The organism is Actinoplanes sp. L3-i22 (genome assembly GCF_019704555.1).
Classification (GTDB): domain Bacteria; phylum Actinomycetota; class Actinomycetes; order Mycobacteriales; family Micromonosporaceae; genus Actinoplanes.
The window spans coordinates 2,098,680-2,119,144 of sequence record NZ_AP024745.1 but is presented as its reverse complement, the minus strand read 5'-3'; the positions used below and the strand labels follow the sequence as shown (position 1 = coordinate 2,119,144).

At 71.9% G+C, this 20,465-nt stretch carries 19 protein-coding genes; 14 read left to right on the top strand and 5 right to left on the bottom strand.

Annotated features, from left to right (window positions below; all coding sequences use genetic code 11):
• Positions 1-175 precede the first annotated feature (175 nt).
• Entirely contained in the window at positions 176-1,993 is a 1,818-nt protein-coding gene (locus tag L3i22_RS53405) for a DNA polymerase IV (RefSeq protein WP_255658078.1), read from the bottom strand.
• A gap of 46 nt (positions 1,994-2,039) precedes the next feature.
• Between L3i22_RS53405 and L3i22_RS09715 the strand changes: the two genes are divergently transcribed.
• A complete protein-coding gene (locus tag L3i22_RS09715) occupies positions 2,040-3,332 on the top strand; it encodes an alpha-hydroxy-acid oxidizing protein (protein WP_221326630.1) in 1,293 nt (430 codons plus the stop codon).
• On the opposite strand, the gene L3i22_RS09710 is transcribed toward L3i22_RS09715, so the two are convergent.
• Positions 3,329-4,303 (bottom strand): pectinesterase family protein, encoded by a 975-nt coding sequence (locus L3i22_RS09710; protein WP_255658077.1) that lies wholly within the window; start codon positions 4,301-4,303, stop codon positions 3,329-3,331. The genes L3i22_RS09715 and L3i22_RS09710 overlap by 4 nt on opposite strands.
• A gap of 204 nt (positions 4,304-4,507) precedes the next feature.
• On the opposite strand from L3i22_RS09710, the gene L3i22_RS09705 reads away from it, so the two are divergent.
• From L3i22_RS09705 to L3i22_RS09695, 3 genes are read left to right on the top strand one after another with little or no spacing between them, the layout of a single operon-like run.
• Complete coding sequence (locus L3i22_RS09705) at positions 4,508-6,586, top strand: sigma-70 family RNA polymerase sigma factor (protein WP_255658076.1); 2,079 nt, start codon at positions 4,508-4,510, stop codon at positions 6,584-6,586.
• A 58-nt stretch (positions 6,587-6,644) separates the two neighbouring features.
• Positions 6,645-7,688, top strand: a complete 1,044-nt coding sequence (locus L3i22_RS09700) for a MoxR family ATPase (protein ID WP_221329882.1) — start codon at positions 6,645-6,647, stop codon at positions 7,686-7,688.
• A gap of 10 nt (positions 7,689-7,698) precedes the next feature.
• Positions 7,699-9,501, top strand: a complete 1,803-nt coding sequence (locus L3i22_RS09695) for a hypothetical protein (RefSeq protein WP_221326629.1) — start codon at positions 7,699-7,701, stop codon at positions 9,499-9,501.
• Here L3i22_RS09695 and L3i22_RS09690 read toward each other — a convergent pair.
• On the bottom strand, positions 9,488-9,970 hold the full coding sequence (locus L3i22_RS09690) for a hypothetical protein (protein WP_221326628.1): 483 nt from the start codon (positions 9,968-9,970) through the stop codon (positions 9,488-9,490). The genes L3i22_RS09695 and L3i22_RS09690 overlap by 14 nt on opposite strands.
• Positions 9,971-10,050: 80 nt before the next feature.
• Here L3i22_RS09690 and L3i22_RS09685 point away from each other — a divergent pair, with 80 nt between their 5' ends.
• From L3i22_RS09685 to L3i22_RS09675, 3 genes are read left to right on the top strand one after another with little or no spacing between them, the layout of a single operon-like run.
• Entirely contained in the window at positions 10,051-10,440 is a 390-nt protein-coding gene (locus L3i22_RS09685; protein WP_221326627.1) for a YccF domain-containing protein, read from the top strand.
• A gap of 19 nt (positions 10,441-10,459) precedes the next feature.
• Positions 10,460-10,729 carry a GlsB/YeaQ/YmgE family stress response membrane protein gene (locus L3i22_RS09680; protein WP_221326626.1) on the top strand — a complete coding sequence of 90 codons (270 nt, stop codon included), beginning with the start codon at positions 10,460-10,462 and terminating at the stop codon, positions 10,727-10,729.
• A 36-nt stretch (positions 10,730-10,765) separates the two neighbouring features.
• Positions 10,766-11,986, top strand: coding sequence for an NYN domain-containing protein (locus tag L3i22_RS09675; protein WP_221326625.1), 1,221 nt, complete (start codon positions 10,766-10,768; stop codon positions 11,984-11,986).
• Positions 11,987-11,994: 8 nt separating this feature from the next.
• Here L3i22_RS09675 and L3i22_RS09670 read toward each other — a convergent pair whose 3' ends face one another.
• Positions 11,995-12,582, bottom strand: a complete 588-nt coding sequence (locus tag L3i22_RS09670; protein ID WP_221326624.1) for a TetR/AcrR family transcriptional regulator — start codon at positions 12,580-12,582, stop codon at positions 11,995-11,997.
• A 103-nt stretch (positions 12,583-12,685) separates the two neighbouring features.
• Here L3i22_RS09670 and L3i22_RS09665 point away from each other — a divergent pair, with 103 nt between their 5' ends.
• The 3 genes from L3i22_RS09665 to L3i22_RS09655 all read left to right on the top strand — a co-directional run bounded on the left by L3i22_RS09665 (position 12,686) and on the right by L3i22_RS09655 (position 16,277).
• Positions 12,686-14,872 carry a glycoside hydrolase family 3 C-terminal domain-containing protein gene (locus L3i22_RS09665; RefSeq protein ID WP_221326623.1) on the top strand — a complete coding sequence of 729 codons (2,187 nt, stop codon included), beginning with the start codon at positions 12,686-12,688 and terminating at the stop codon, positions 14,870-14,872.
• A gap of 95 nt (positions 14,873-14,967) precedes the next feature.
• Complete coding sequence (locus tag L3i22_RS09660) at positions 14,968-15,309, top strand: PadR family transcriptional regulator (protein ID WP_221326622.1); 342 nt, start codon at positions 14,968-14,970, stop codon at positions 15,307-15,309.
• A complete protein-coding gene (locus L3i22_RS09655; RefSeq protein WP_221326621.1) occupies positions 15,309-16,277 on the top strand; it encodes a permease prefix domain 1-containing protein in 969 nt (322 codons plus the stop codon). Before L3i22_RS09660 ends, L3i22_RS09655 begins: the two co-directional genes overlap by 1 nt.
• 54 nt (positions 16,278-16,331) lie before the next feature.
• On the opposite strand, the gene L3i22_RS09650 is transcribed toward L3i22_RS09655, so the two are convergent.
• Complete coding sequence (locus L3i22_RS09650; protein WP_221326620.1) at positions 16,332-16,706, bottom strand: response regulator transcription factor; 375 nt, start codon at positions 16,704-16,706, stop codon at positions 16,332-16,334.
• A gap of 186 nt (positions 16,707-16,892) precedes the next feature.
• Between L3i22_RS09650 and L3i22_RS09645 the strand changes: the two genes are divergently transcribed.
• From L3i22_RS09645 to L3i22_RS09630, 4 genes are all read left to right on the top strand, one after another.
• A complete protein-coding gene (locus L3i22_RS09645) occupies positions 16,893-17,126 on the top strand; it encodes a hypothetical protein (RefSeq protein ID WP_221326619.1) in 234 nt (77 codons plus the stop codon).
• Between the two features lie 347 nt (positions 17,127-17,473).
• Complete coding sequence (locus L3i22_RS09640; RefSeq protein ID WP_221326618.1) at positions 17,474-19,279, top strand: chorismate-binding protein; 1,806 nt, start codon at positions 17,474-17,476, stop codon at positions 19,277-19,279.
• 163 nt (positions 19,280-19,442) lie between these two features.
• The gene (locus tag L3i22_RS09635) at positions 19,443-20,183 is read left to right on the top strand and encodes a type IV toxin-antitoxin system AbiEi family antitoxin domain-containing protein (protein WP_221326617.1); all 741 of its coding nucleotides are present in this window, start codon (positions 19,443-19,445) and stop codon (positions 20,181-20,183) included.
• Positions 20,176-20,448 (top strand): hypothetical protein, encoded by a 273-nt coding sequence (locus L3i22_RS09630; RefSeq protein ID WP_221326616.1) that lies wholly within the window; start codon positions 20,176-20,178, stop codon positions 20,446-20,448. Before L3i22_RS09635 ends, L3i22_RS09630 begins: the two co-directional genes overlap by 8 nt.
• Positions 20,449-20,465 lie beyond the last annotated feature (17 nt).

The following is a 20,465-nucleotide window of genomic DNA, read 5'->3' as shown; positions in this document are numbered from 1 at the left end:
GATTGCGGGGTACGGCGATTACGGGGCCGACTTAAAAAGAACAGGACCCGCCCTCCCAGAGGGGGGCCACCTCCACTGGGATCAAGCCTGCCCTAAATCCCCAAGATCGTGCTGGTCGCCTGTGGACAGCCGCCCAGTGTGGATAACTCAAGCGGCCGCCGAATCGTCGATAGAATCAGGCTTCGACCCAGTCGGGCGGGTCGGTGGCGTGGAGTTGCGGGTCGTCGACGGCGTAGGTGCGCACGGGGCCGCGACCGGTTCGCGGGCCCTCGAAGCGGACCGTCACGCGGCCGAGTCCGCTCCCCTGCACCCAGCCCGCGCCGAGCTCGTCGTGCAGCACGTCCTGGCCTGGCCGCCAGAACACCGGCTCCGCCTCGGCCCCTTCCACCGCAGCGGCGTCGACCGGAGAGGCCGGCGGCTGGTGCACCGGCGACGAGGGCTCGTCCGCCACTGACGACGGGCCCGGCGGCTGATCGGCCGACGGCGAGGACAGACCTGGCGGCTCGGAGAGCTGAGGCCCGGGTGGTGCCTCAGCGGCCGAAGCTGCCGGAGGAACCGAGGCGGCTGAAGGGGACGAGGCGGCCGGAGGGGCCAGCGAGGCCGGAGAGGGAGGTGGCAGGTCGGCGGTGGGGCTCGGGGTGTGACGGGCGGCGGCGACGGCAGAGGGCCGGCCGGGGGCAGGGGGTTGGCCGGTGGCAGCGTGCTGGCCGGCGACGGGCTGGCCAGCGGCGACGGGAAGGCCGACGGAAACGGGCTGACTGGCGGCGGGCTGGGCGGCGACGGGAAGGCCGGCGGAAACGGGCTGACTGGCGGCGGGGTGGGCGGCGGCGAAATAGGTGGCGGGGTGGGCGGCGGCCATTGCTGGCTCGTCGGGGACATCTGTGGCGGGTGGGAATGTGTTGAAGAGGTCGGCGCCGGGGTCGTCGGTGAAGAGGTCGTCCTGGGCGAAGTCGGTCAGAGTCGACACGCCCACGCCGAGGAGGCGGATGCCGCCGGACGTGTTGACCTCGGTGAGCAGGCGGCGGGCCAGTTGGGCGATCAGGCGGCCGTCGTCGGTCGGGTGGTCCCGGGTGACCGCCCTGGTGATCGTGGTGAAGTCGCCGTGGCGGACCTTGATGTTGACCGTGCGGCCGGCCAGCCCGCCGGCGCGCAGGCGGCCCGCGACCCGGGCGGACAGCAGGTCCAGCTCGTGCCGCAGGCGGACCGGGTCGGTGACGTCGATGTCGAACGTCTCCTCCGCGGAGACCGACTTCGCCTCCCGCTCGCTCACCACCGGCCGGTCGTCCTGCGCCCGGGCCAGCCGGAACAGCCCGGCGCCGTGGGACTGGCCGAACCAGTCGACGAGATCGTCCAGGGGGACCGCGGCCAGGTGCCCGACCGTGCGGATGCCGGAGCGGTGCAGCCGCTGCTCGGTGGCCGGGCCGACGCCGCCGAGCTTGCTGACCGGCAGCGGGTGCAGGAAGGCCAGCTCGTCGCCGGGCGGGACGACGGTCAGGCCGTTCGGCTTGTTCAGGTCCGAGCCGATCTTCGCCAACAGCTTGGAGGACGCGGCGCCGATCGAGCCGGTGACGCCGCCGGTGGCGGTGGCGATCCGGGTCTTCAGGTCGAGGGCGAGCGCGGTCACCCCCGCGACGCTGCGGTCGTGGTCGGTGACGGCGAGATCCACGTACGCCTCGTCGATGCTGACCTGCTCGATCAGCGGGGAGACCGTGGCGAGCAGGGCCATCACGACCTGGCTGGTGCGCTTGTAGGCGGCGAAGCGCGGGGACAGGTAGGCGGTGCTCCACGGGGCCAGCCGGCGGGCCTGGGCCATCGGCATCGCGGAGCGCACCCCGAAGACGCGGGCCTCGTACGACGCGGTGGACACCACGCCGCGCCCGGCGACGCCACCGACCACGACCGGCTTTCCGCGCAGGGAGGGCTTGTCCCGCTGCTCGACGGCGGCGAACATCGCATCCAGGTCGACATGCAGAATGCTCGGATCCCCCCTCACGACCCGCAGCCTACGCAGGGGGTCCGACAACTTGAGGAGCCTCGCGATGCCGGACACCGGACTGGCCCGTCAGTCGACCCTCTACCGGGCCGGAACGCTGGGCCGCCGCCCGGTCGTGCCGACCGACTTCGCCGAGCTGGAGCGCCGCGCGAAACGGGTGAGCAGCGCCGAGGCCTGGGCGTACGTGGCCGGCGGGGCGGGCGAGGGCCGGACCGTGCGGCGCAACCGGGAGGCGTTCGACCGGTGGGCGATCGAGCCGCGGATGGCGGCCGGCGCGGTCGACCGGGACCTCTCGGTGGACCTGCTCGGCACGCGCCTGCCGAGCCCGGTGCTGCTGGCCCCGGTCGGCGCCGCCGCGCTGATGGGCCGGGACAGCGACGTCGCGATCGCCACCGGCGCCGCCGCGACCGGCACGCCGTACGTCTTCTCCAACCAGGGCTGCCATCCGATGGAGGCGAGCGCGGCCGCGATGGGCGACACCCCGCGCTGGTTCCAGCTCTACTGGAGCAAGGACGAGCGGCTGGTCGACAGCCTGATCGCCCGGGCCGAGCGGGTCGGGGCCGGCGCGCTGGTGGTGACCCTGGACACCACGGTGCTGGGCTGGCGGCCGCAGGACCTGAACCTGGGCTCGTTGCCGTTCGCCAAGGGGCTCGGGATCGCCCAGTACACCTCCGACCCGGTGTTCCGGGAGATCGCCGCCGAGCGGGCGAAGCAGCCGCGGGAGCGGCCGCGGGTGACGCTCGGCGCGATCCGGGCGCTGATCGCGATGTCGCGCAACCACCCCGGCCCGTTCTGGGCGAACCTGCGCTCGCCGGCGCCCCGGGCCAGCGTGGAGACGTTCCTGGACATCTACTCCAACCCCGGGCTGAACTGGGAGCACCTGGCCACGTTGCCGGAGCGGACCGGGCTTCCGTTCGTACTCAAGGGGATTTTGCATCCGGACGACGCACGCCGCGCCTTCGAGATCGGCGCCGCCGCCGTGGTGGTCTCGAATCACGGCGGGCGGCAGGTCGACAACGCGGTGGCGTCGCTGGACGCGCTGGTCCGGATCCGCGCCGCGCTCGGGCCGGAGCCCACGCTGCTGTTCGACAGCGGGATCCGGACCGGCGCGGACGTGTTCACCGCCCTGGCGCTCGGCGCGGACGCGGTGCTGCTGGGCCGCCCGCACCTGTACGGCTTCGCGCTGGCCGGCGCGCACGGTGTCGCCGAGGTGATCCGCAACGTGCTCGCCGAGCTGGATCTGACCATGGCGCTCACCGGCGCCCGCACGATCGCGGACATCACCCGGGACCGGCTGCGTCCCGTCGAGACGCCGGCTCCGGAGCGGGATCGCGCCTAGCCGATCGGGTTCCAGCCGTCGGTGCCGGCCAGGTACTTCTGCGGCGTGTAGCTCGCCGCCTTCGCGGCGGTCAGCTGCGGGCGGTTGCCGTTGGTGGTCGCGCCCGCGCCGGTGTTCGCGTACTCGAAGAAGCGGGCGCTCTGCCACTTGTTGCCGGACATGTCGATCCACGGCTGGCCGGTGGCGATCGTCGCGCTCAGGCTGGTCTCCCGGAAGACCACCTGGCCGGCGGCCCGCCACGGGCGGCCGAGCTGGGTGGTGGCGTTCGTCTTGCCGGTGATCGTGGACTTGTAGAACAGGAAGCCGTAGGTCTGGGTCGCCGGGGTGCTGGCCGCGGTGATCGGGCCGCCGGTGGTCCGCTTCTCGTAGATCTTGCAGGCGTTGAAGACCGCGGTCCCGCCGCCGAAGATGAAGTCGACCGTGCCCTCGATGTACGCGCCGGCGAAGTACGCCCGGGCGCCGTCGTTGACCAGCACGGTGTCCTGGTCGCCGAGCAGCTTGACCGAGTTGAACTGGGCGCGCTCGCCGTCCACCCGCAGCGCGACGGCCTGGGTGCCGCTGGTCAGGCCGGTCTCGTCGAAGTCGTTCGCGACGGTCAGGTTCCGGGCCAGGAAGTCGTCGCCGTAGACGTACATCGTCGGGGTGTAGAACGTGCCGTAGGTCGCCGCCCCGCGGTTGTTCACGATCACCACGTCGTTCGCCGAGGCGCCGCCGCCGACCAGCGAGAGGTGCGACTTGGTGGCCGGGATCGTGACGATCTCCCGGTACGTGCCCGGCTTGATGGTGATCGTTCCGCTGGTCGTCGCGTCGACGGCGGCCTGCACGGTCCGGTACTTCCCGGTGCCGTCGGCGGCGACGGTGTACGCCGTCGTGGTGGCCGCGTCGGAGGGGAGCACCGCGTACGTGATCGCGGCCGCGGGGACGGCGGCGAGCAGTGTGGCGATGGCGACTTTTCGGGATGTTCTCGACAAAACAATGTCCTCTCGGGGAAGCTGTCACCCCTGGGGGAGGGCGGCACTTCGTAGATGCGGGCCCGCCCCGCCGACAACAAAAATCTTGGAAAGAATTTTTGACGACCCTCCGAAAGGCGTGCCACGATACGGCCCGATCCCCGGCCGGAGGACGTTGTCGCAGCTCGCGAGCTTGAGAGCGGGAACTACGGAGAGGGCGAGACGGTGTCGGAGAGTCGGGCGACGGTCGCGTGGGACACCACGAACCTGGTCCGCGACGCGCAGGCCGGCGATCTCGACGCCCTCGACCGGCTCGTCACCGGACACCTGCCGCTGATCTACAACGTGGTCGGGCGGGCCCTGGACGGCCACCCGGACGTCGACGACATCGTCCAGGAGACGATGCTGAAGGCGATCCGCGGACTCACCACCCTGCGTCAGCCTGACCGCTTCCGGTCATGGTTGGTCGCGATCGCGTACCGGCAGGTCCAGATGCACCTGCGGTCCCGCAAGATGACCCTGCTGCGCCGCCACCCGGAGCCGGTCGACGTGGCCGACCCGGCCGGCGACTTCGCCGAGCGGACCACCGCCGAGCTGGTCGTCACCGAGCAGCGCCGGGAGCTGGCCGAGGCCGGCCGCTGGCTCGACGACACCGACCGGGAGCTGCTCGCGCTCTGGTGGCAGGAGGCGTCCGGGCGGATCGGCCGGGCCGAGCTGGCCGCCTCGCTGGGGGTCAAGCCGAAGCACGCCGCGGTCCGGGTGCAGCGGATGAAGGCGCAGGTGGATTTGGCCCGCGGGGTGGTCCGGGCACTGCGTGCCAGGCCGCTCTGCCCGGAGCTGTCGGACCTGGTCCGGTTCTGGGACGGCACCACCGACTCGGTCTGGCGCAAGCGGCTGGCCCGGCACGTCCGGGACTGCGCGCGCTGCCGGGTCCGCCAGGGCGGGCTGGTCCCGCCGGAGCAGCTGCTGCTCGGGATGGCCGCGCTGCCGGTGCCGCTGGCGCTGACCGCGGCCGTGCAGGCGGCGATCCACAGCGGGTCGGCGGCGCCGGCCGTGGTCTCCGCCGCGAAGGGGACCGTGCTGGTCGCCGCGCTGCAGAACAAGGTCCTGGTGGCGGCAACGGCGACGGCCGTGGTGGGCGGCGGGTTCGCGTACGCGGTCTACCACTCCCCCGCCGAGCCGGGCGCTCCGCTGTCGGTCGCGCCGCCGGCGGTCACCGCCTCCGCGACCACGCCGCCACCGAGCGCCCTGCCGGCCCCGACCACAACATCGGCAAAAGTTCCGACAAAAGCCGAAATTTTCGTCTCACCGACCGGCAACGACAGTGGTGACGGCACCGCCGAGCACCCCTACGCCACCGTCGCCAAGGCGGTCGCCACCGTCAAAGCGGGCCAGACGATCGCCCTTCGGGGCGGCACCTACAGGACCACGAGTCCGATCACGATCACCACGAGCGGCACCGCCACGAAGCGGATCACGCTGACCGCCGCCACCGGCGAGCGCCCGATCCTCGACATGTCCGGCATCCCCGCCGACAAGTGGGCGATCACCCAGCAAGCGAGCTATTGGACCGTGCGGGACCTGGAGATCACGGGCGCGCCCGGCCAGGCGTACGTCTGCCAATCTTGTAAAAATGATCTCTTTCAGCGCCTCGTCATCCACGGCGCCGGCAGTGCCGGGCTGATGCTCCGCGACGCCGGGACCAGCGGGAACCAGGTTCTGGACAGCGACTTCCACGACAACCGCGGCTCCGGGCTGGCGGTCCAGTTCGGCGACGGCGGCGGCAACCAGCTGCGCGGCAACCGGGCGTTCCGCAACGGCGGCGACGGGATCAACCTCGGCGACTTCGCGAGCGCGGTGACCGTGCAGTACAACTGGTCGTTCCGCAACGGCGCGAACGGCTTCGCGATCGGCGGCGGCACCCCGTCCACGGCCGCCGCGCACACGATCCGGCACAACGCCGCGTGGAACAACGGCGGGCACGGCTTCGTCGACGAGGGCAACACCGCGGCGCTCACGCTCGGTAACAACACCGCGTTCCAGAACACCGGCCTCGGGTTCGCGGTCGGCACCGCGCCGGCCGCCCTGCGCTACAACGTCGCGCTCGGCAACACCCAGGGTGAGCAGGTCCTTTCCGGCGCGGTCAAGGCGACCCACAATTCCTGGCAGGGCGAGGCGGTCAGCTTCCGGTCCGCCGATCCCAAGGTCGCTGAGGGTTCCCGTACGGCCGATGGCCGGTTGCCCGCCACCACGTACCTCGCCACCACGAACGGCGCCGGCGCCTCGATGACCGGCGGCGGATAATCGCTGCCGTCGATCGCGAGTGCCCGGCAGACTGATCGCCATGCACTCCGCGATCACGGTGACCCCGGCCCAGCTGCCCGACCTGCTCCTGCATGTCGCGGTGGCCCGGCCGGTGTTCCTGTGGGGCGCCCCGGGCATCGGCAAGAGCTCGCTGGTGCGCGACTTCGCCGCCGCGCTCGGCCTGGACTGCGTCACCCTGGTCGGCACCCAGCTCGCCCCGGAGGACCTGATCGGCGTCCCGGAGCTGATCGACGGGCGCAGCCGGTTCGCGCCGCCCGAGACGATCGCCCGGGACGAGCCGTACTGCCTGTTCCTGGACGAGCTGAACGCGTCCTCGCCGGACGTGCAGAAGGCGTTCTACTCGCTGATCCTGGACCGCCGGATCGGGGCGTACGAGTTGCCGGCCGGCTCCATCGTGATCGGCGCCGGGAACCGGGCCAGCGACAACGCGCTCGCCCGTCCGATGGCGTCGGCACTGGTCAACCGCATGATCCACGTGCACCTGCGGGCGGCGTACCCGGACTGGGTGAACTGGGCCGCGACCGCCGGCATCCACCCGTGGGTGCTCGGCTACCTCGCCGAGCGGCCCGACCACCTGTGGTCCGCCCCGCCGAAGACCGAGGAGACGTTCTCCACCCCGCGCAGCTGGCACATGCTCTCCGACGCGCTGCACTCGTACGGCGACGGGGTCGGCGAGGAGATGATCCGGCTGCTCGCCGCCGGCACGCTCGGCCCGCCGCACGCCACCGCGTTCACCGGCTACGTGAAGATCGTCCGGCACCGCTTCGGGCTGGAGGCGATCGTCCGCGGCGACGTCGGCTGGCCGGCCGCCCCGGCCGACCGGGACCTGCTCTACTTCCTGGCCGAGGCGTTCCGGGCGCGGCTCACCAAGGACCTGCCGGCCAGCAAGGAGCACGCGTCGCCGGGCCTGCGCCAGTTCGCGCACCGGGCCAAGGCGATGCTGGTCGAGCTCGCCGAGCTGTCCCTGGAGTGCGGCCGCCCGGTGATCGCGCCGGATCAGGCCGGTCGCCCGGTGCTGCCGGCCTGGTTCCTGGTCGAGATCAGCCGCGACCTGCCGCGCCTGGTCGCGGCGCGGGCCTGAGGCGGCCGCGATGGCCCGTCGCACCGAGCAGCCCGACCCGGACAGCCTCGACTTCCGCAGCGCCTGGGACGGGATCGCGCACAGCCGGATCTTCGCGCCGATGGTCGAGGACAGCTGGCGGCAGCGCGGCGCGGACTACCGGTTCACCGAGGGTGGCCTGCCCGGCATCGCCCAGGTCAACGAGGACGGCGTGATCCGGCTGACCCGGCACCGCCGGCTGGACGCCGACGAGTGGCACTGGGTGCTCGCGCACTGCCTGCTGCACCTGGGCTTCGGCCACACCCGGCCGGACGCGCTGCCCGACGACGCGGCCCGGGCGGCCGCCTGCGTCGCGGTGGCCCGCTTCCAGCGCGAGGTGAAGCTGGGCCGGCCGCCGGTCCCGGTGCCGGACACGCTGCCGACCGCCGACGAGGCCGCCCTCGCCGAGCGGTGGCGGCACACCGGCGTGCCCGCCGAGCTGGCCGCCTGCGGCGCCGCCACGCCGGACGTGACCCCGCTGCGCGACGACTGCGCGCCGGGCCGCGGCCACGGGGTCGACTGGGCGCAGCGGTTCGCGCTCGGGCTGACCGAGGCGGCGACCGTCGGCGTGGAGATGGCCGGCGGCGCCCGGGCGACCGAGTTCGGCTCCGGGCCGCACCGCACGGAGTACGACCTGGCGTTCAGCTGGTTCCTGCAGCACTACCCGCTGCTGGGCGGGGTGGCGGCCGGATTCACCCTGGTCGACGACCGGGAGCTGGCCCGGGAGCAGGACATCGCGATCGCCGCGGTGTCGGCGGAGGCCGGCGAGATCTACGTCAACCCGGTGCGGCGGCTGAGCGAACCGGAGTGGCGGTTCGTGCTCGCGCACGAGATGCTGCACGCCGCGCTCCGGCACGCCGACCGGGCCGGGCACCGCGACCCGTACCTGTGGAACGTCGCCTGCGACTACGTGATCAACGGCTGGCTGATCGAGATGGGCGTCGGGGTGATGCCGGACGGCACGCTGTACGACCCGGCGCTGACCGACGCGGCGGCCTCGGCCGAGACGGTCTACGACCGGATCGCCGGGGACCTGCGGCGGATGCGGAAACTGGCGACGCTGCGGGGCCGGGGGCTCGGCGACATGCTGGGCGAGCCGCCGGTCTGGGCCGGCCGGCGCGCGGGCGGCGTGGACCTGGACGAGTACTGCCGGCGGGCGCTGCTGACCGGGCACGCCTACCACCTGAGCACCGGCCGCGGGCTGCTCCCGGCCGGCCTGGAGCAGGAGATCCGGGTCCTCGAGCAGCCGCCGCTGCCATGGGACGTGCGGCTGGCCCGGTGGTTCGAGGAGCACGTGCCGGGGGCCGAGCCGGTGCGGTCGTACGCCCGCCCGTCCCGCCGTCAGGCGTCCACGCCGGACATCCCGCGCCCCGGGTGGCACCGGCCCGACGAGCCGGTGCGGCGGGCCACGTTCGGGGTGGTGGTGGACACGTCCGGCTCGATGAGCACCACGCTGATGGGCAAGGCGCTGGGCGCGATCGCGTCGTACGCCACGGCCCGGGACGTCCCGGCGGCCCGCGTGGTGTTCTGCGACGCGGCCGCCTACGACGCCGGGTACCTGCCGGTCGACGAGATCGCCGGGCGGGTCCGGGTCCGCGGTCGCGGCGGCACGGTCCTGCAGCCGGCGATCACGCTGCTGGAACGCGCGCCGGACTTCCCGCCGGACGGTCCGATCCTGGTGATCACCGACGGGCAGTGCGACGTGCTGCGGGTCCGGCGCGCGCACGCGTACCTGATGCCGCGCGGCGCCCGACTCCCGTTCACCCCGCGCGGCGAGGTCTTCAGCTTGCGATGACCGGGATGCGGTAGTCCGGGTGGGGTTCGGTGTCCGGCTCCCGGGTGGGGCCGCCCGCCGCGGTGGCGCGCAGGAGAAACGCCGTACCGTCGGCGCAGTTGATCCTTAAGCCGAGGGGAACCTTGCCGCGCTCAGCGACCGGGCCCAGATCGCGCAGCGCGACCAGCTCCCAGCCGCGCAGATCCGCCGGGCGGGCGGCGTCCAGCAGTTGGGCCGCGAAAACCGCGGCACGCGAGGCCCGGCGATTCGGCGGCGGCAATTCCTCCGGTACGGCCATCGGCGTCTCCCCCGCCCAGACCGCGCCCCAGAGGTACGCGAACGACCCGGTGTCGTAGCGCAGCCGCAGTCCCGCCGGCGAGGGGCCGCCGGGCGCGGCGTCGGTGCCGAAGCGCTCCACCGCGGCGATCTCCGGGTGGCCGCTGGCCTCGTGAAGCCGGTGCAGAAGATCGAGAACCTGGACGAGTCGCACGACCCAGCCAACCGCGCTCCGGCGGGACCGCGGCGTCCATCCTGTGCGACCCGTACCCCTAAGGGTGGCCCCCCAGGTTCATGCTGTGGCTTGTGCGATTCATTCTCAACGTTCTGTGGTTCATCTTCGGCAGCGGCTTCCTGATGTTCCTGGGCTACGGCCTCGCCGCGCTGATCTGCTTCGCGCTGGTCGTCACGATCCCGTTCGGCATCGCCGCCGGACGCATCGCGATCTACTCGCTGGCGCCGTTCGGCCGGGAAGTCGTGTCCCGCCCGGGCGCCGGCGCCCCCTCGGTCCTGGCGAACGTCCTCTGGGTGGTCCTCTTCGGCTGGTGGATCGCGCTGCACCACATCGTGATCGGGATCGCCCAGTGCGTCACGATCATCGGCATCCCGTTCGGGTTCGCGAACTTCAAGCTGGCGCCGGTGGCGTTCTGGCCGCTCGGCCGCGAGATCGTGGACACGCACTGACCGTCAAAGGAGCTGAGTCGTGGAGATCAACGGCATATTCACCGGCATCGTCTTCGGCCTGATCATCGGCTGGCTCGGGCGCCTGGTGGTGCCCGGCAAGCAGAGCCTGCCGATCTGGCTGACCCTGCTGGTCGGGGTCGTGGCCGGGCTGGCCGGCACGTTCATCGCGGCGGCCCTCGGGGTCGACGACACCGACGGCATCGACTGGATCGAGCTCGCCCTGCAGGTCGGACTGGCCGCGGTCGGCGTCGCGCTGGTGGCCGGCGCGGGCCGCCGTCGTCGCCTTTGAGAGTTTGTGCGGCGCAGGCACGGTAGGTTCTCCGTCATGGCCCGTGTACGCGCCGCACTGTATCTGGACTTCGACAACGTGTTCAGCGGACTGATCAAGCAGGACCCGGACGTGGCGATCCAGTTCGCCAAGGACCCGGCCGCGTGGTTGGTCCGCCTGACCACGTCCCTGACCGTCGACGGCCCGCGACGCTGGCTGATCCTGCGCTGCTACATGAACCCGGGCGGCTGGGTGCCCAACCCGGACACCGGCGCCACCCAGCAGCGCCTCTACTACTCGCAGTTCCGGCCGTTCTTCGTCAACGCCGGCTTCGAGGTGATCGACTGCCCACGGCTGACCCACACCAAGAACGCCGCCGACATCCGGATGGTGGTCGACGCCGTCGACGCGGTCGCCGACCCGGTGACGTTCGAGGAATTCGTCATCGCCTCCGGCGATTCCGACATGACCCCCTTGCTGGTACGACTTCGTCGCGCCGACCGGCGCACCACGATCGTCTCGCCGTCCGACGCGGCCGAGGCGTTCATCGCCGTCGCCGACCGGCTGATCACCAGCCAGGAGCTGCTCGAACTGGTCCAGGGCGAGCCGGTGGAGAGCGACGAGGCGCCGGTGACGCCGGTCGACCCGGAGACGCCGGTCTCCTTCGAGCAGTTCCGGGACCTGGTCACCTGGCGCTACACGGCGGCCGGCGGCCCGCTCAACCTGGCGTCGCTCGCCCACGACCTGCGCCGCCAGCTCGGCCCGAGCATCGACGACACGAACTGGTTCGGCAACGGCGGGTTCGTCCGCGCGCTGGAGAGCCTGAGCCTGCCGGCCGCGAAATACTCCAACCACTTCCTGTGGGACTCCGCGCGGCACGACCCGCCCGAGTCCGGGGTCAGCACCGGCCCGGCCCCGGAGCCGGTCGGCCGGCTGTCGGCGCTGCTCAGCCTGCCGCGGCTGGCCCGGGAGATGTGGCCGCCGGTCTACCAGGCGCTCGCCGACTACGCCGGGGGGCACCACTTCAACCTGACCGAGGCGACCCGGTGGGCCCGCGATCAGCTGGCCGCCCAGGGGGTCGACGTGAGCCGCAGCGCGATCGCGTTCGTGACCCGGGGGACGGCGTTCGGCGGGGCGCCGCTGTATCGGCAGCCGCCGCCGCAGGCCGCCGAGATCGCGTCGGCCTTCGCCGACAACGTGCTGAACCGGGCGGAGGCGGCGGCGATCGCCCTGAGCGACGAGGAGATCGCCGAAGTCCGCGCCTGGCTGGGCGCCTGACCCACCCGTCAGAACAGGGCTTTGGCGGCGGTGTTCCAGGCGGTGATCAGGTCGAGGCCTTCGGGGTCGCGGAGCCATTGGATCTGCAGGCCGTCCATCAGCGCCATCACCTGCCGGGCCAGGGTTTCCGGTTCCGGTACGCCGTGGGTCCGGGCCAGCGTCGTCATCACCCGGATGGTGTTCTCCTGGCGGGCGCGGAAGTACTCGTGGGCCGGGTGGTCCGGGGCCAGCGACTCGACCTCCAGGACCGCGAAGAGCCGGACGATCTCCGGCTGGGCCGCGTTCCGTTCGACCAGGGCGGCGCAGATCTCGGGTAGTGGCACCTCGGTCTCCGGCCGGCCGAGCGCCTCGGTGAGCGACCGGTGGTCCTGCTCGTCGCGGTGTTCCAGGACCGCGACCAGCAGCCGGTCCTTCGAGCCGACGTGGTGCAGCAGGCCGGGCACGGTCAGGCCGCAGTCGTCGGCGACATCCTGCATCGACAGGCCCCAGAAGCCGCGCTCGGCGATCAGGCGGGTGGTCACGTCGATGATCTGCCGGCGGCGCTCGGGGGCCGGCAGCCGGGCGCGGTCGCGGCGGCGGGGTGATGCGGTGGTCACAGCGTGTTCCTATCGGCAGCCTCTTGCCCACGACCCGGGGGCCTGGCTATGTTACCAAGTAGTTAATACCTAGTAGGTACTCAGTAAGGGACGGGCCGACGTCATGAACCCTGAGCTCAGCACCGCCGAGCAGGCGGCGATCACCAGCGGCAGCGACTTCTGGAGCACCACCGCCGTCGAGTCGGCGGGTCTTCCGGCGATCACCGTGACCGACGGGCCGCACGGCGTGCGCATGCAGGCCGCCGCCGGTGACCTGCTCGCCGGGGTCCCGGCCACCTGTTTCCCGCCGGCCGTGGCCAGCGCCTCCACCTGGGATCCGGAGCTGCTGCGCCGGATGGGTGAGGCGCTCGGCGACGAGTGCCGGGCGATGGACGTGGCCGTGCTGCTCGGCCCGGGCGTCAACCTGAAGCGCAGCCCGCTCGGCGGCCGCAACTTCGAGTACTTCTCCGAGGACCCGATCCTGACCGGCGTGCTCGCCACCGAGTGGGTGCGCGGCCTGCAGAGCAAGGGGGTCGGCGCGTCGCTCAAGCACTTCGCGGTGAACAGCCAGGAGACCGACCGGATGCGGGTCAGCGCCGACCTGGACGAGCGCACGCTGCGGGAGATGTATCTGCGGGCGTTCCACCGGGTGGTGACCAAGGCCCAGCCGTGGACCGTGATGTGCGCCTACAACCGGGTCAACGGGGTGTACGCGAGCGAGCACCACTGGCTGCTCACCGAGGTGCTGCGGGACGAGTGGGGCTTCGAGGGCCTGGTCGTGTCGGACTGGGGCGCCGTGGTCGACCGGGTCGCGGCGGTCCGCGCCGGGCTGGACCTGACCATGCCCGGGCCGGACGCGACCGGGGACCAGGCGCTGGCGGACGCGGTGGCGGACGGGACGCTCGACGCCGCCGCGCTGCGGGCGTCGGCTGACCTCGTACGGGAAATGATCCTGAAGGCCGGGCAGCGCGAAGCCGGAAGCTATGACGCGGCCGCGCACCATGACCTGGCCCGGGAGATCGCCGGAAGGGCGATCGTGCTCCTGAAGAACGACGGCGGGCTCCTTCCGCTGCGCGCGGAGGGCCAGTCCATCGCGGTGCTCGGCGAGTTCGCCCGGACGCCGCGGTATCAGGGCGGTGGCAGCTCGCAGATCACGCCGACCCGGCTGGACGACGCGCTCACCCAGATCCAGGCGTCGACCAGCGCCGCCGTCACGTTCGCGGCGGGCTATGACGACCCCGCCGAGGCCGTCGAGGCGGCCCGGGCCAGCGACGTGGCGCTCGTCTTCGTCGGCACCGTGCACGAGACCGAGGGCGCCGACCGGGACTCGCTGGACCTGCCGGCCGAGCACCTCGCGCTGATCGAGCAGGTCGCCGCGGTCAACCCGAACACGATCGTGGTGCTCTCCAACGGCGCGGTGCTGCTGACCAGCCCGTGGGAGGCGCGCGTGCCGGCGATCGTGGAGGGCTGGCTGCTCGGGCAGGCCGGCGGCAGCGCGATCGCGGACGTGCTGTTCGGGCGGGTCGATCCGTCCGGGCGGCTGGCCGAGACGATCCCGGTCCGGATCGAGGATCACCCGTCCTACCTGGACTTTCCCGGGGAGCACGGGCACGTCCGGTATGGCGAGGGGCTGCACGTGGGCTACCGCGGGTTCGACGCGCGCCGGACCGCGGTGTCCTATCCGTTCGGCTTCGGACTTTCTTACACCACTTTTTCGTACGGCGTGGCCACGGTCTCGTCGTCGCCGGCCGGCCTCGAGATCCGCGTCCCGGTGACCAACACCGGCGGGCGGGACGGCCGGGAGGTCGTCCAGGCGTACCTCAGCCTGCCCGGGTCCGCGGTGCGGCGGGCGCCGCGCGAGCTGAAGGCCTTCGCCAGTGTGCCGGTCGCGGCCGGTCAGACCGTGGACGTGGTGCTGCACGTCGAGCGGGACGACCTGGCCTACTGGGACACCCGGCTCGACCGGTGGATCGTCGAGGACGGCGCCTACCTGGTCGAGGTCGGCGCGTCGTCGCGGGACATCCGGGCGACGGCCACCCAGCACGTCGCCGGGGACCCGGCGCGGGTGCCGCTGACCGCGGAGTCCAGCGTCGGCGAGTGGTTCGCCGACCCGCGCGGCGCCGACCTGCTCGGCGAGTTGTTCGCCTCGGCGGCGGCCGGGGCCGGGGACTCGACGATGGCGGCGATGGCGTCCGACCCGGGCATGCTGATGATGCTGAACAGCCTGCCGCTGAGCCGGATGGCGATGTTCCCGGGCAGCCCGTTCACCGCCGCTGCCCTCGAAGGGCTGCTGAAGGCCGTCAACGACTAGACATATCCCCTCAAAGTAGCCCGCAACCATATGGTTGTGGGCTACTTTGCTGTATCCGCTTGCCATAGTGTGCGTCGCACACTATCGTTTCTCACATGACAATGGATGCGACGCTAGCGGGGCATCTGCAGGAGTTGCGGCGCGGCACCGTGGTCGTCGCGAGCCTCACCGTCCTGCGCACCCCCGGCTACGGATACTCGCTCCTCGAGACGCTGAGCCGGGCCGGCTTCGAGGTCGAGGCGAACACGCTCTACCCGCTGCTGCGCCGGCTCGAGGCGCAGGGGCTCCTGACCAGCGAGTGGAACACCGAGGAGCCCCGGCCGCGGAAGTTCTACCGGACCACCGAGCAGGGCGAGACCCTCGCCGACACCCTGCGCGACGAATGGGCGCGGATCGACCGCGCCATCGGTGACCTCTTCAAGGAAGGTGCGGAGTAATGACGAACCTGGTTGACCGCTACGTTTTCACCGCCCTGCGCCGCATCCCGGAGCAGCAGCGCGCCGACATCGACCGGGAGTTGCGCGCGTCCATCGACGACGCGGTCGACGCCCGGATCGAGGCCGGGGAGACCCCCGAGGCCGCCGTCGAGACCACCCTCACCGAGCTCGGCGATCCGGAGAAACTCGCTGATCAGTACGCGGGGCGCCCGCTCTACCTGATCGGGCCGGAACTATTCCCGCTCTGGCGGCGCCTGCTCAAGGTGCTGCTCTGGACCATCCTGCCGATCGTCGTCACGGTCGGCGTGGTCGTCCAGATCATCGACGACCCGAACATCGGCAAGATCATCGGCGGGGTGGTCGGCAGCGGGTTCACCGTCGGCGCGCACCTCTGCTTCTGGGTCACCCTGGTCTTCGCCATCGCGGAACGGACCGGCACCCAGCTCAAGGTCAACTGGTCGCTCAAGGACCTTCCGAGGTACGAGGGTCATCGCGCCACCCTGGGGCAGATGATCACCGGGATCGTGTGGCTCGTGCTGCTGATCGCCGCCCTGGTCCTGCAGCAGTTCACGTTCACCGACGTGCCGCTGCTCGACCCGGCCAACTGGACGTTCTGGTGGCCGGTGCTGATCGGGCTGTTCGTGCTCCGGGCGTTCTACTACGTGTGGCTGCACCGGATCGGGACGTGGACCCGGACGGTCACGGTGGTGAACGCGATCCTGACGGTGGCGTGGGCCGCGCCGCTGATCTGGCTGCTGGCCACCGACCGGTTCTTCAACCCGGAGTTCCACGGGTTCCTCGATCTGCACGGCGGGGACTTCCGGCACTGGTTGAACCTGGGGATCATCGGGCTGGTGGCGGTGGGCGCGGCCTGGGACATCATCGACACCGGGCTGCGGGCGGAGCGGGTCCGGCGCGGGCTGCCGTCGAAGGTTCCGGGGACCGGCGGGGGCTACGACTTCAGCTAGTGCACTTGTTCCGGACGGCCGGTGGCGCATTGCGCCGCCGGTCGTTCGGCGTGGTCAGGTGCGGGCCCGGGTCAGCAGGGCCTGGATCCGGGAGACCAGTTCCCGGGGGCTGAAGGGCTTCGTCACGTAGTCGTCGGCGCCGGCGCTGAAGCCGCCTTCCACGTCCTGTTCCTGGACCCGGGCGGTGAGCATGATGATCAGCATGCCGGCGGTGGCGGGGTCGGCCCGGAGCAGGCGGCAGACCTCGATGCCGGACAGCAACGGCATGGAGACGTCCAGGACGGCGAGGGTGGGGCGGTGCGCACGGGCCTGCTCGACGGCGGCCTGACCGTCCCCGACCGTCAGCACCTCGAGACCGGCCTGCTCCAGCTTGAAGGCCACCAGGTCGCGGATGTCGGCGTCGTCGTCGGCCACCAGGACCGTGGTCACGGCAGCTCCCCTCGATCGGTATCAGTCATGATGACCATATCGGGTTATCAGAGGATATGGCGGGCGGTCCTTGGATTGGCGTTCGCAACCCGGCTGCAACCCGGGTGCGCCTGGGCTGCCACCCGGCAGGAGTGTGCTGATCTTCGCGCCACCAAGCATGCCGTTGACCCGACCGGGGAGGGACCGATGACCGCGATTGTCGACGATGTCCGTACCGAAGCACTCTTCGTCTCGGACGTGCAGCGTTCGCAGGAGCCGACGCTGGAGGTGATCCGGGAGGCGATCACGGCGGCGGTCACCCGCCTCGGGGAGAGTGGGTGTGCGGCGCTGGTCGCTCAGGAGTTCGGCGAGCATCCGGACTGTGCGATCGGCCGGATGCGGTGGGCGCGGTCCGCGGTCCGGCTCGCCTTCGCCGCCTGAATTCGGGCCGGGGGGCTGCGGGGAGGGGACCGCTGAGCGGGACGGGAGGCCGGGCGCGCAAGGCGCGGCCGGGGTGGGACGGACCGGGCCGCCGCGTGTCTCGTGGGGGCGGGCGTTTCACGGCCGTACCGTCGCATGGTTTTGAATGGTGGGAATCGCGCGCGGCGGGATGGCGCCGGGCCGGAGCGCGCGGCTAGGCTGCCGGGCATGAGCACGCGCTTGAGCATGTGGTGGCACGCCTGACGGCGGCCCCACTTCGCGCGTAACAACCGCGGCCGCCTCGTCGAGGCGGCCGTTTCTGCATGGTCGATCTCGGTGGGCGGACGCCTGGCCCGGAACGAGGAACCATGCCTTTCGCTCTTCTGCACCGCGACGGCGCCGAGTACGTCGAGGTGCTCACCGGTGACGTGATCACCGTGGATACGCTCGCGAACATTCCGCTCGAACCCGGGCAACCGGTGCTGGCCGTGGTCCCCTATCGGCAGATCGCCGAACGGGGTTTCGACTGTGTCGACGACGGGGCGCCGCTGGAGTGCCTGCTGGTCAGGGAGCGGACGACCCGGCCGCTGAGTGAGTTTCCCGCCGGTGAGCTGCGGGTCTCCGGCGGGCGGTTCGATCTTGACGACGACGAGTACGGCACGATCGTCGAGGACGTGCTGCGGGACGAGATCGGGCACGGCGAGGGTGCGAACTTCGTGATCCATCGGGTGTTCGAGGCGTCGGTGGACGGGGATCCGGTGGACGCCGCGCGGGCCGCGTTCGGGCGGCTGCTGACCCAGGAGCAGGGGACGTACTGGACGTTCCTGGTGCATACCGGCACGCGCACGCTGGTCGGGGCGACGCCGGAACGGCACGTCAGCGTCAACGACGGCATCGTGATGATGAATCCGATCAGCGGGACGTTCCGGCACGGATCCGGCGAGTTGATCGACTTCCTGCGGGATCCGAAGGAGGTCGAGGAGCTGTACATGGTCCTCGACGAGGAACTGAAGATGATGGCGACCGTCGCCGAGCACGGCGGGCAGGTGGCCGGGCCGTACCTCAAGCAGATGTCGCACCTGACGCACACCGAGTATCTGCTGGCCGGACGGGGTTCGCTGGACGTCCGGGAGGTGCTGCGGGAGACCATGTTCGCGCCGACGGTGACCGGCAGCCCGATCGAGAACGCGTGCCGGGTGATCGCGCGGCACGAGCGGCGCGGGCGGCGGTACTACGCCGGGGTGCTGGCGCTGCTGTCGGTGGACGACGACGGCACGCAGTCGCTGGACGCGCCGATTCTGATCAGGACCGCGGAGATCACGCCGGACGGCACGCTGCGGGTGCCGGTCGGGGCGACGCTGGTCCGGCACTCGACGGCGGCGGGCGAGGTGGCCGAGACCCACACCAAGGCGGCCGGCCTGCTGTCCGCTCTGGGTGCGGCGACCATTCCGGTACGGACGTCGCTCCCGCCCGTGGCCGGCCCGGCCGAACAGGCGGCGCTCGCCGGGCGGAACACCGACCTGGCGCGGTTCTGGCTGGACTCCCGGGAGGCGGGGGCGCTCGCCGTCCCGGCGCTCCTGGGCCGGTCCGCGGTGATCGTGGACGGCGAGGACACGTTCACCGCGATGCTCGCGCACCAGCTGAAGGCGCTCGGGCTGACCGTCTCGGTGGTGCCGTGGTCCGCCCCGGTGCCGGACGCCGACCTGCTGGTGGTCGGGCCCGGCCCGGGCGACCCGTCACTGCTGCCCGGGGAGCCGAAGATGGTGGCGATGCGGGCGATCGTGGCGGCCCGGCTGGCGTCCGGGCGGCCGCTGTTCGCGGTCTGCCTGGGCCAGCAGCTGCTCGCGGCGCACCTGGGGCTGGCGCTGTTCCGGCGGGCGCAGACCTATCAGGGGCTGGCCCGGGACGTGGACCTGTTCGGGACGGTCCGGCGGGTCGGCTTCTACTCCAGTTTCGCGGCGGTCGCCGACGGGACGACGATCACGTCCGGATACGGGCCGGTGGAGATCGCCCGGGACCCGGCGGACGGGGCGGTGCACGCGCTGCGCGGGCGCACGTTCGCCGGGGTGCAGTTCCATCCGGAGTCGGTGCTGAGCCGGGACGGCATCGACGTTCTTCGGGAACTTCTCCCACCTTTGCTGGCGGAAGTGGTTAGCCCGCTCACGAACGGGTAGCGATAGGGCGTCGGTGGTCCAAGGGGATCGAGAGCCTCACCTTGGGCCACCGACCCGTTCTGTGTCCTGCTGTCGCCCCCGGATCCGGGCCCACGCCGCGGTCCCCGGCCGGCGTTGTCCACAGGGGCTGGAGAGCGCAGGTCAGAGCGCGAATGCTGGAAGCATGCCGATCGATCGACGTAGCGCCCAGACGATGAACGCGCTCCTGATCCGTCAGGCCGGCCTGATCACCTGGCAGCAGGCGCGGCGGTTCCTCAGCGAGAAGACCGTCCGGCACCGGGTCCGGGCCGGCGAGTGGCAACGCATTCACCGCGGTCTCTACTGCGCCCGGCCCGAGGAGGCCGGCGAGCGCCAGATGTGGTGGGCGGCCAGTCTCGCCGCCGGCAACGGGCGGCCCGCCCTGCTGGCCGGGGCGAGCGCGCTGCGGGTGTTCGGGTTGCGCCGCTTCGACTGGGCCGGGTGGCCGGCCGGCGGTCTGGTGCTCGGCGTCCTGCCGGTGCACGTGCTGGTCCACAGCAGCCGGCCGGACCGGGATCCACCGGACGGGGTTCGGGTGCACCGGACCCGGCGACTGAGCAGTGTGGACATCTGCCCGACGGTCTCCCCGCCGTGCACCACCGCGGCCCGGGCACTGGTCGACGCGGTGGAGTGGGCCGGCGACCGGGCCGAGGCGGCGATGGTGCTGGCCACCGTGCGGCGGCATCGGCTGGTCAGCCAGGCGCAGGTGCGGCCGGTGCTGAACCGGCTTCCCCGGTTGTCGCGGCGGCGGTTGATCGAGGAGACGGTGTTCGGTTCATCCGTGGAGGTGAAAACTGAGCGCGGGGAACACCCGGCGGGGTTTACTGAGGGTTGGTCGACGGGTACCCGCACAGCGTCGTTGACCTTCGGAGGACATCTTGGCTGAGCCGCACGTCACTCTAGATCCGCAGACGCTCACCCCGGTGGAAGAAAAACTGCGCGGCCCGTTGGAGGACCAGCTCAGTTCGGCCCTGCAGGCCGCGACGGTCAAGATCCGGCAGCGGTACGCCGGCGAGAACGTCGAGCAGGTCACCACGATGCTCCTGGACCAGGCGAAGGCCGGTCTGCACCCGGACATCGCGGCCGGCTTCCACCCCGACCACGAACAACTCCGCCACGTCGCCGAGGAGATCGTCAGCCGCGGCCACTGACCCGTTCCGAGCATCGA

What these genes read in the sequence shown, in the direction of transcription:
- L3i22_RS09675 (WP_221326625.1), top strand. Translation starts at nt 10,766, where the DNA reads ATGGCCCGTGTACGCGCCGCACTGTATCTGGACTTCGACAACGTGTTC.
- L3i22_RS09655 (WP_221326621.1), top strand. Translation starts at nt 15,309, where the DNA reads ATGACGAACCTGGTTGACCGCTACGTTTTCACCGCCCTGCGCCGCATC.
- L3i22_RS09685 (WP_221326627.1), top strand. Translation starts at nt 10,051, where the DNA reads ATGCTGTGGCTTGTGCGATTCATTCTCAACGTTCTGTGGTTCATCTTC.
- L3i22_RS09660 (WP_221326622.1), top strand. Translation starts at nt 14,968, where the DNA reads ATGACAATGGATGCGACGCTAGCGGGGCATCTGCAGGAGTTGCGGCGC.
- L3i22_RS09695 (WP_221326629.1), top strand. Translation starts at nt 7,699, where the DNA reads ATGGCCCGTCGCACCGAGCAGCCCGACCCGGACAGCCTCGACTTCCGC.
- L3i22_RS09645 (WP_221326619.1), top strand. Translation starts at nt 16,893, where the DNA reads ATGACCGCGATTGTCGACGATGTCCGTACCGAAGCACTCTTCGTCTCG.
- L3i22_RS09715 (WP_221326630.1), top strand. Translation starts at nt 2,040, where the DNA reads ATGCCGGACACCGGACTGGCCCGTCAGTCGACCCTCTACCGGGCCGGA.
- L3i22_RS09635 (WP_221326617.1), top strand. Translation starts at nt 19,443, where the DNA reads ATGCCGATCGATCGACGTAGCGCCCAGACGATGAACGCGCTCCTGATC.
- L3i22_RS09665 (WP_221326623.1), top strand. Translation starts at nt 12,686, where the DNA reads ATGAACCCTGAGCTCAGCACCGCCGAGCAGGCGGCGATCACCAGCGGC.
- L3i22_RS09640 (WP_221326618.1), top strand. Translation starts at nt 17,474, where the DNA reads ATGCCTTTCGCTCTTCTGCACCGCGACGGCGCCGAGTACGTCGAGGTG.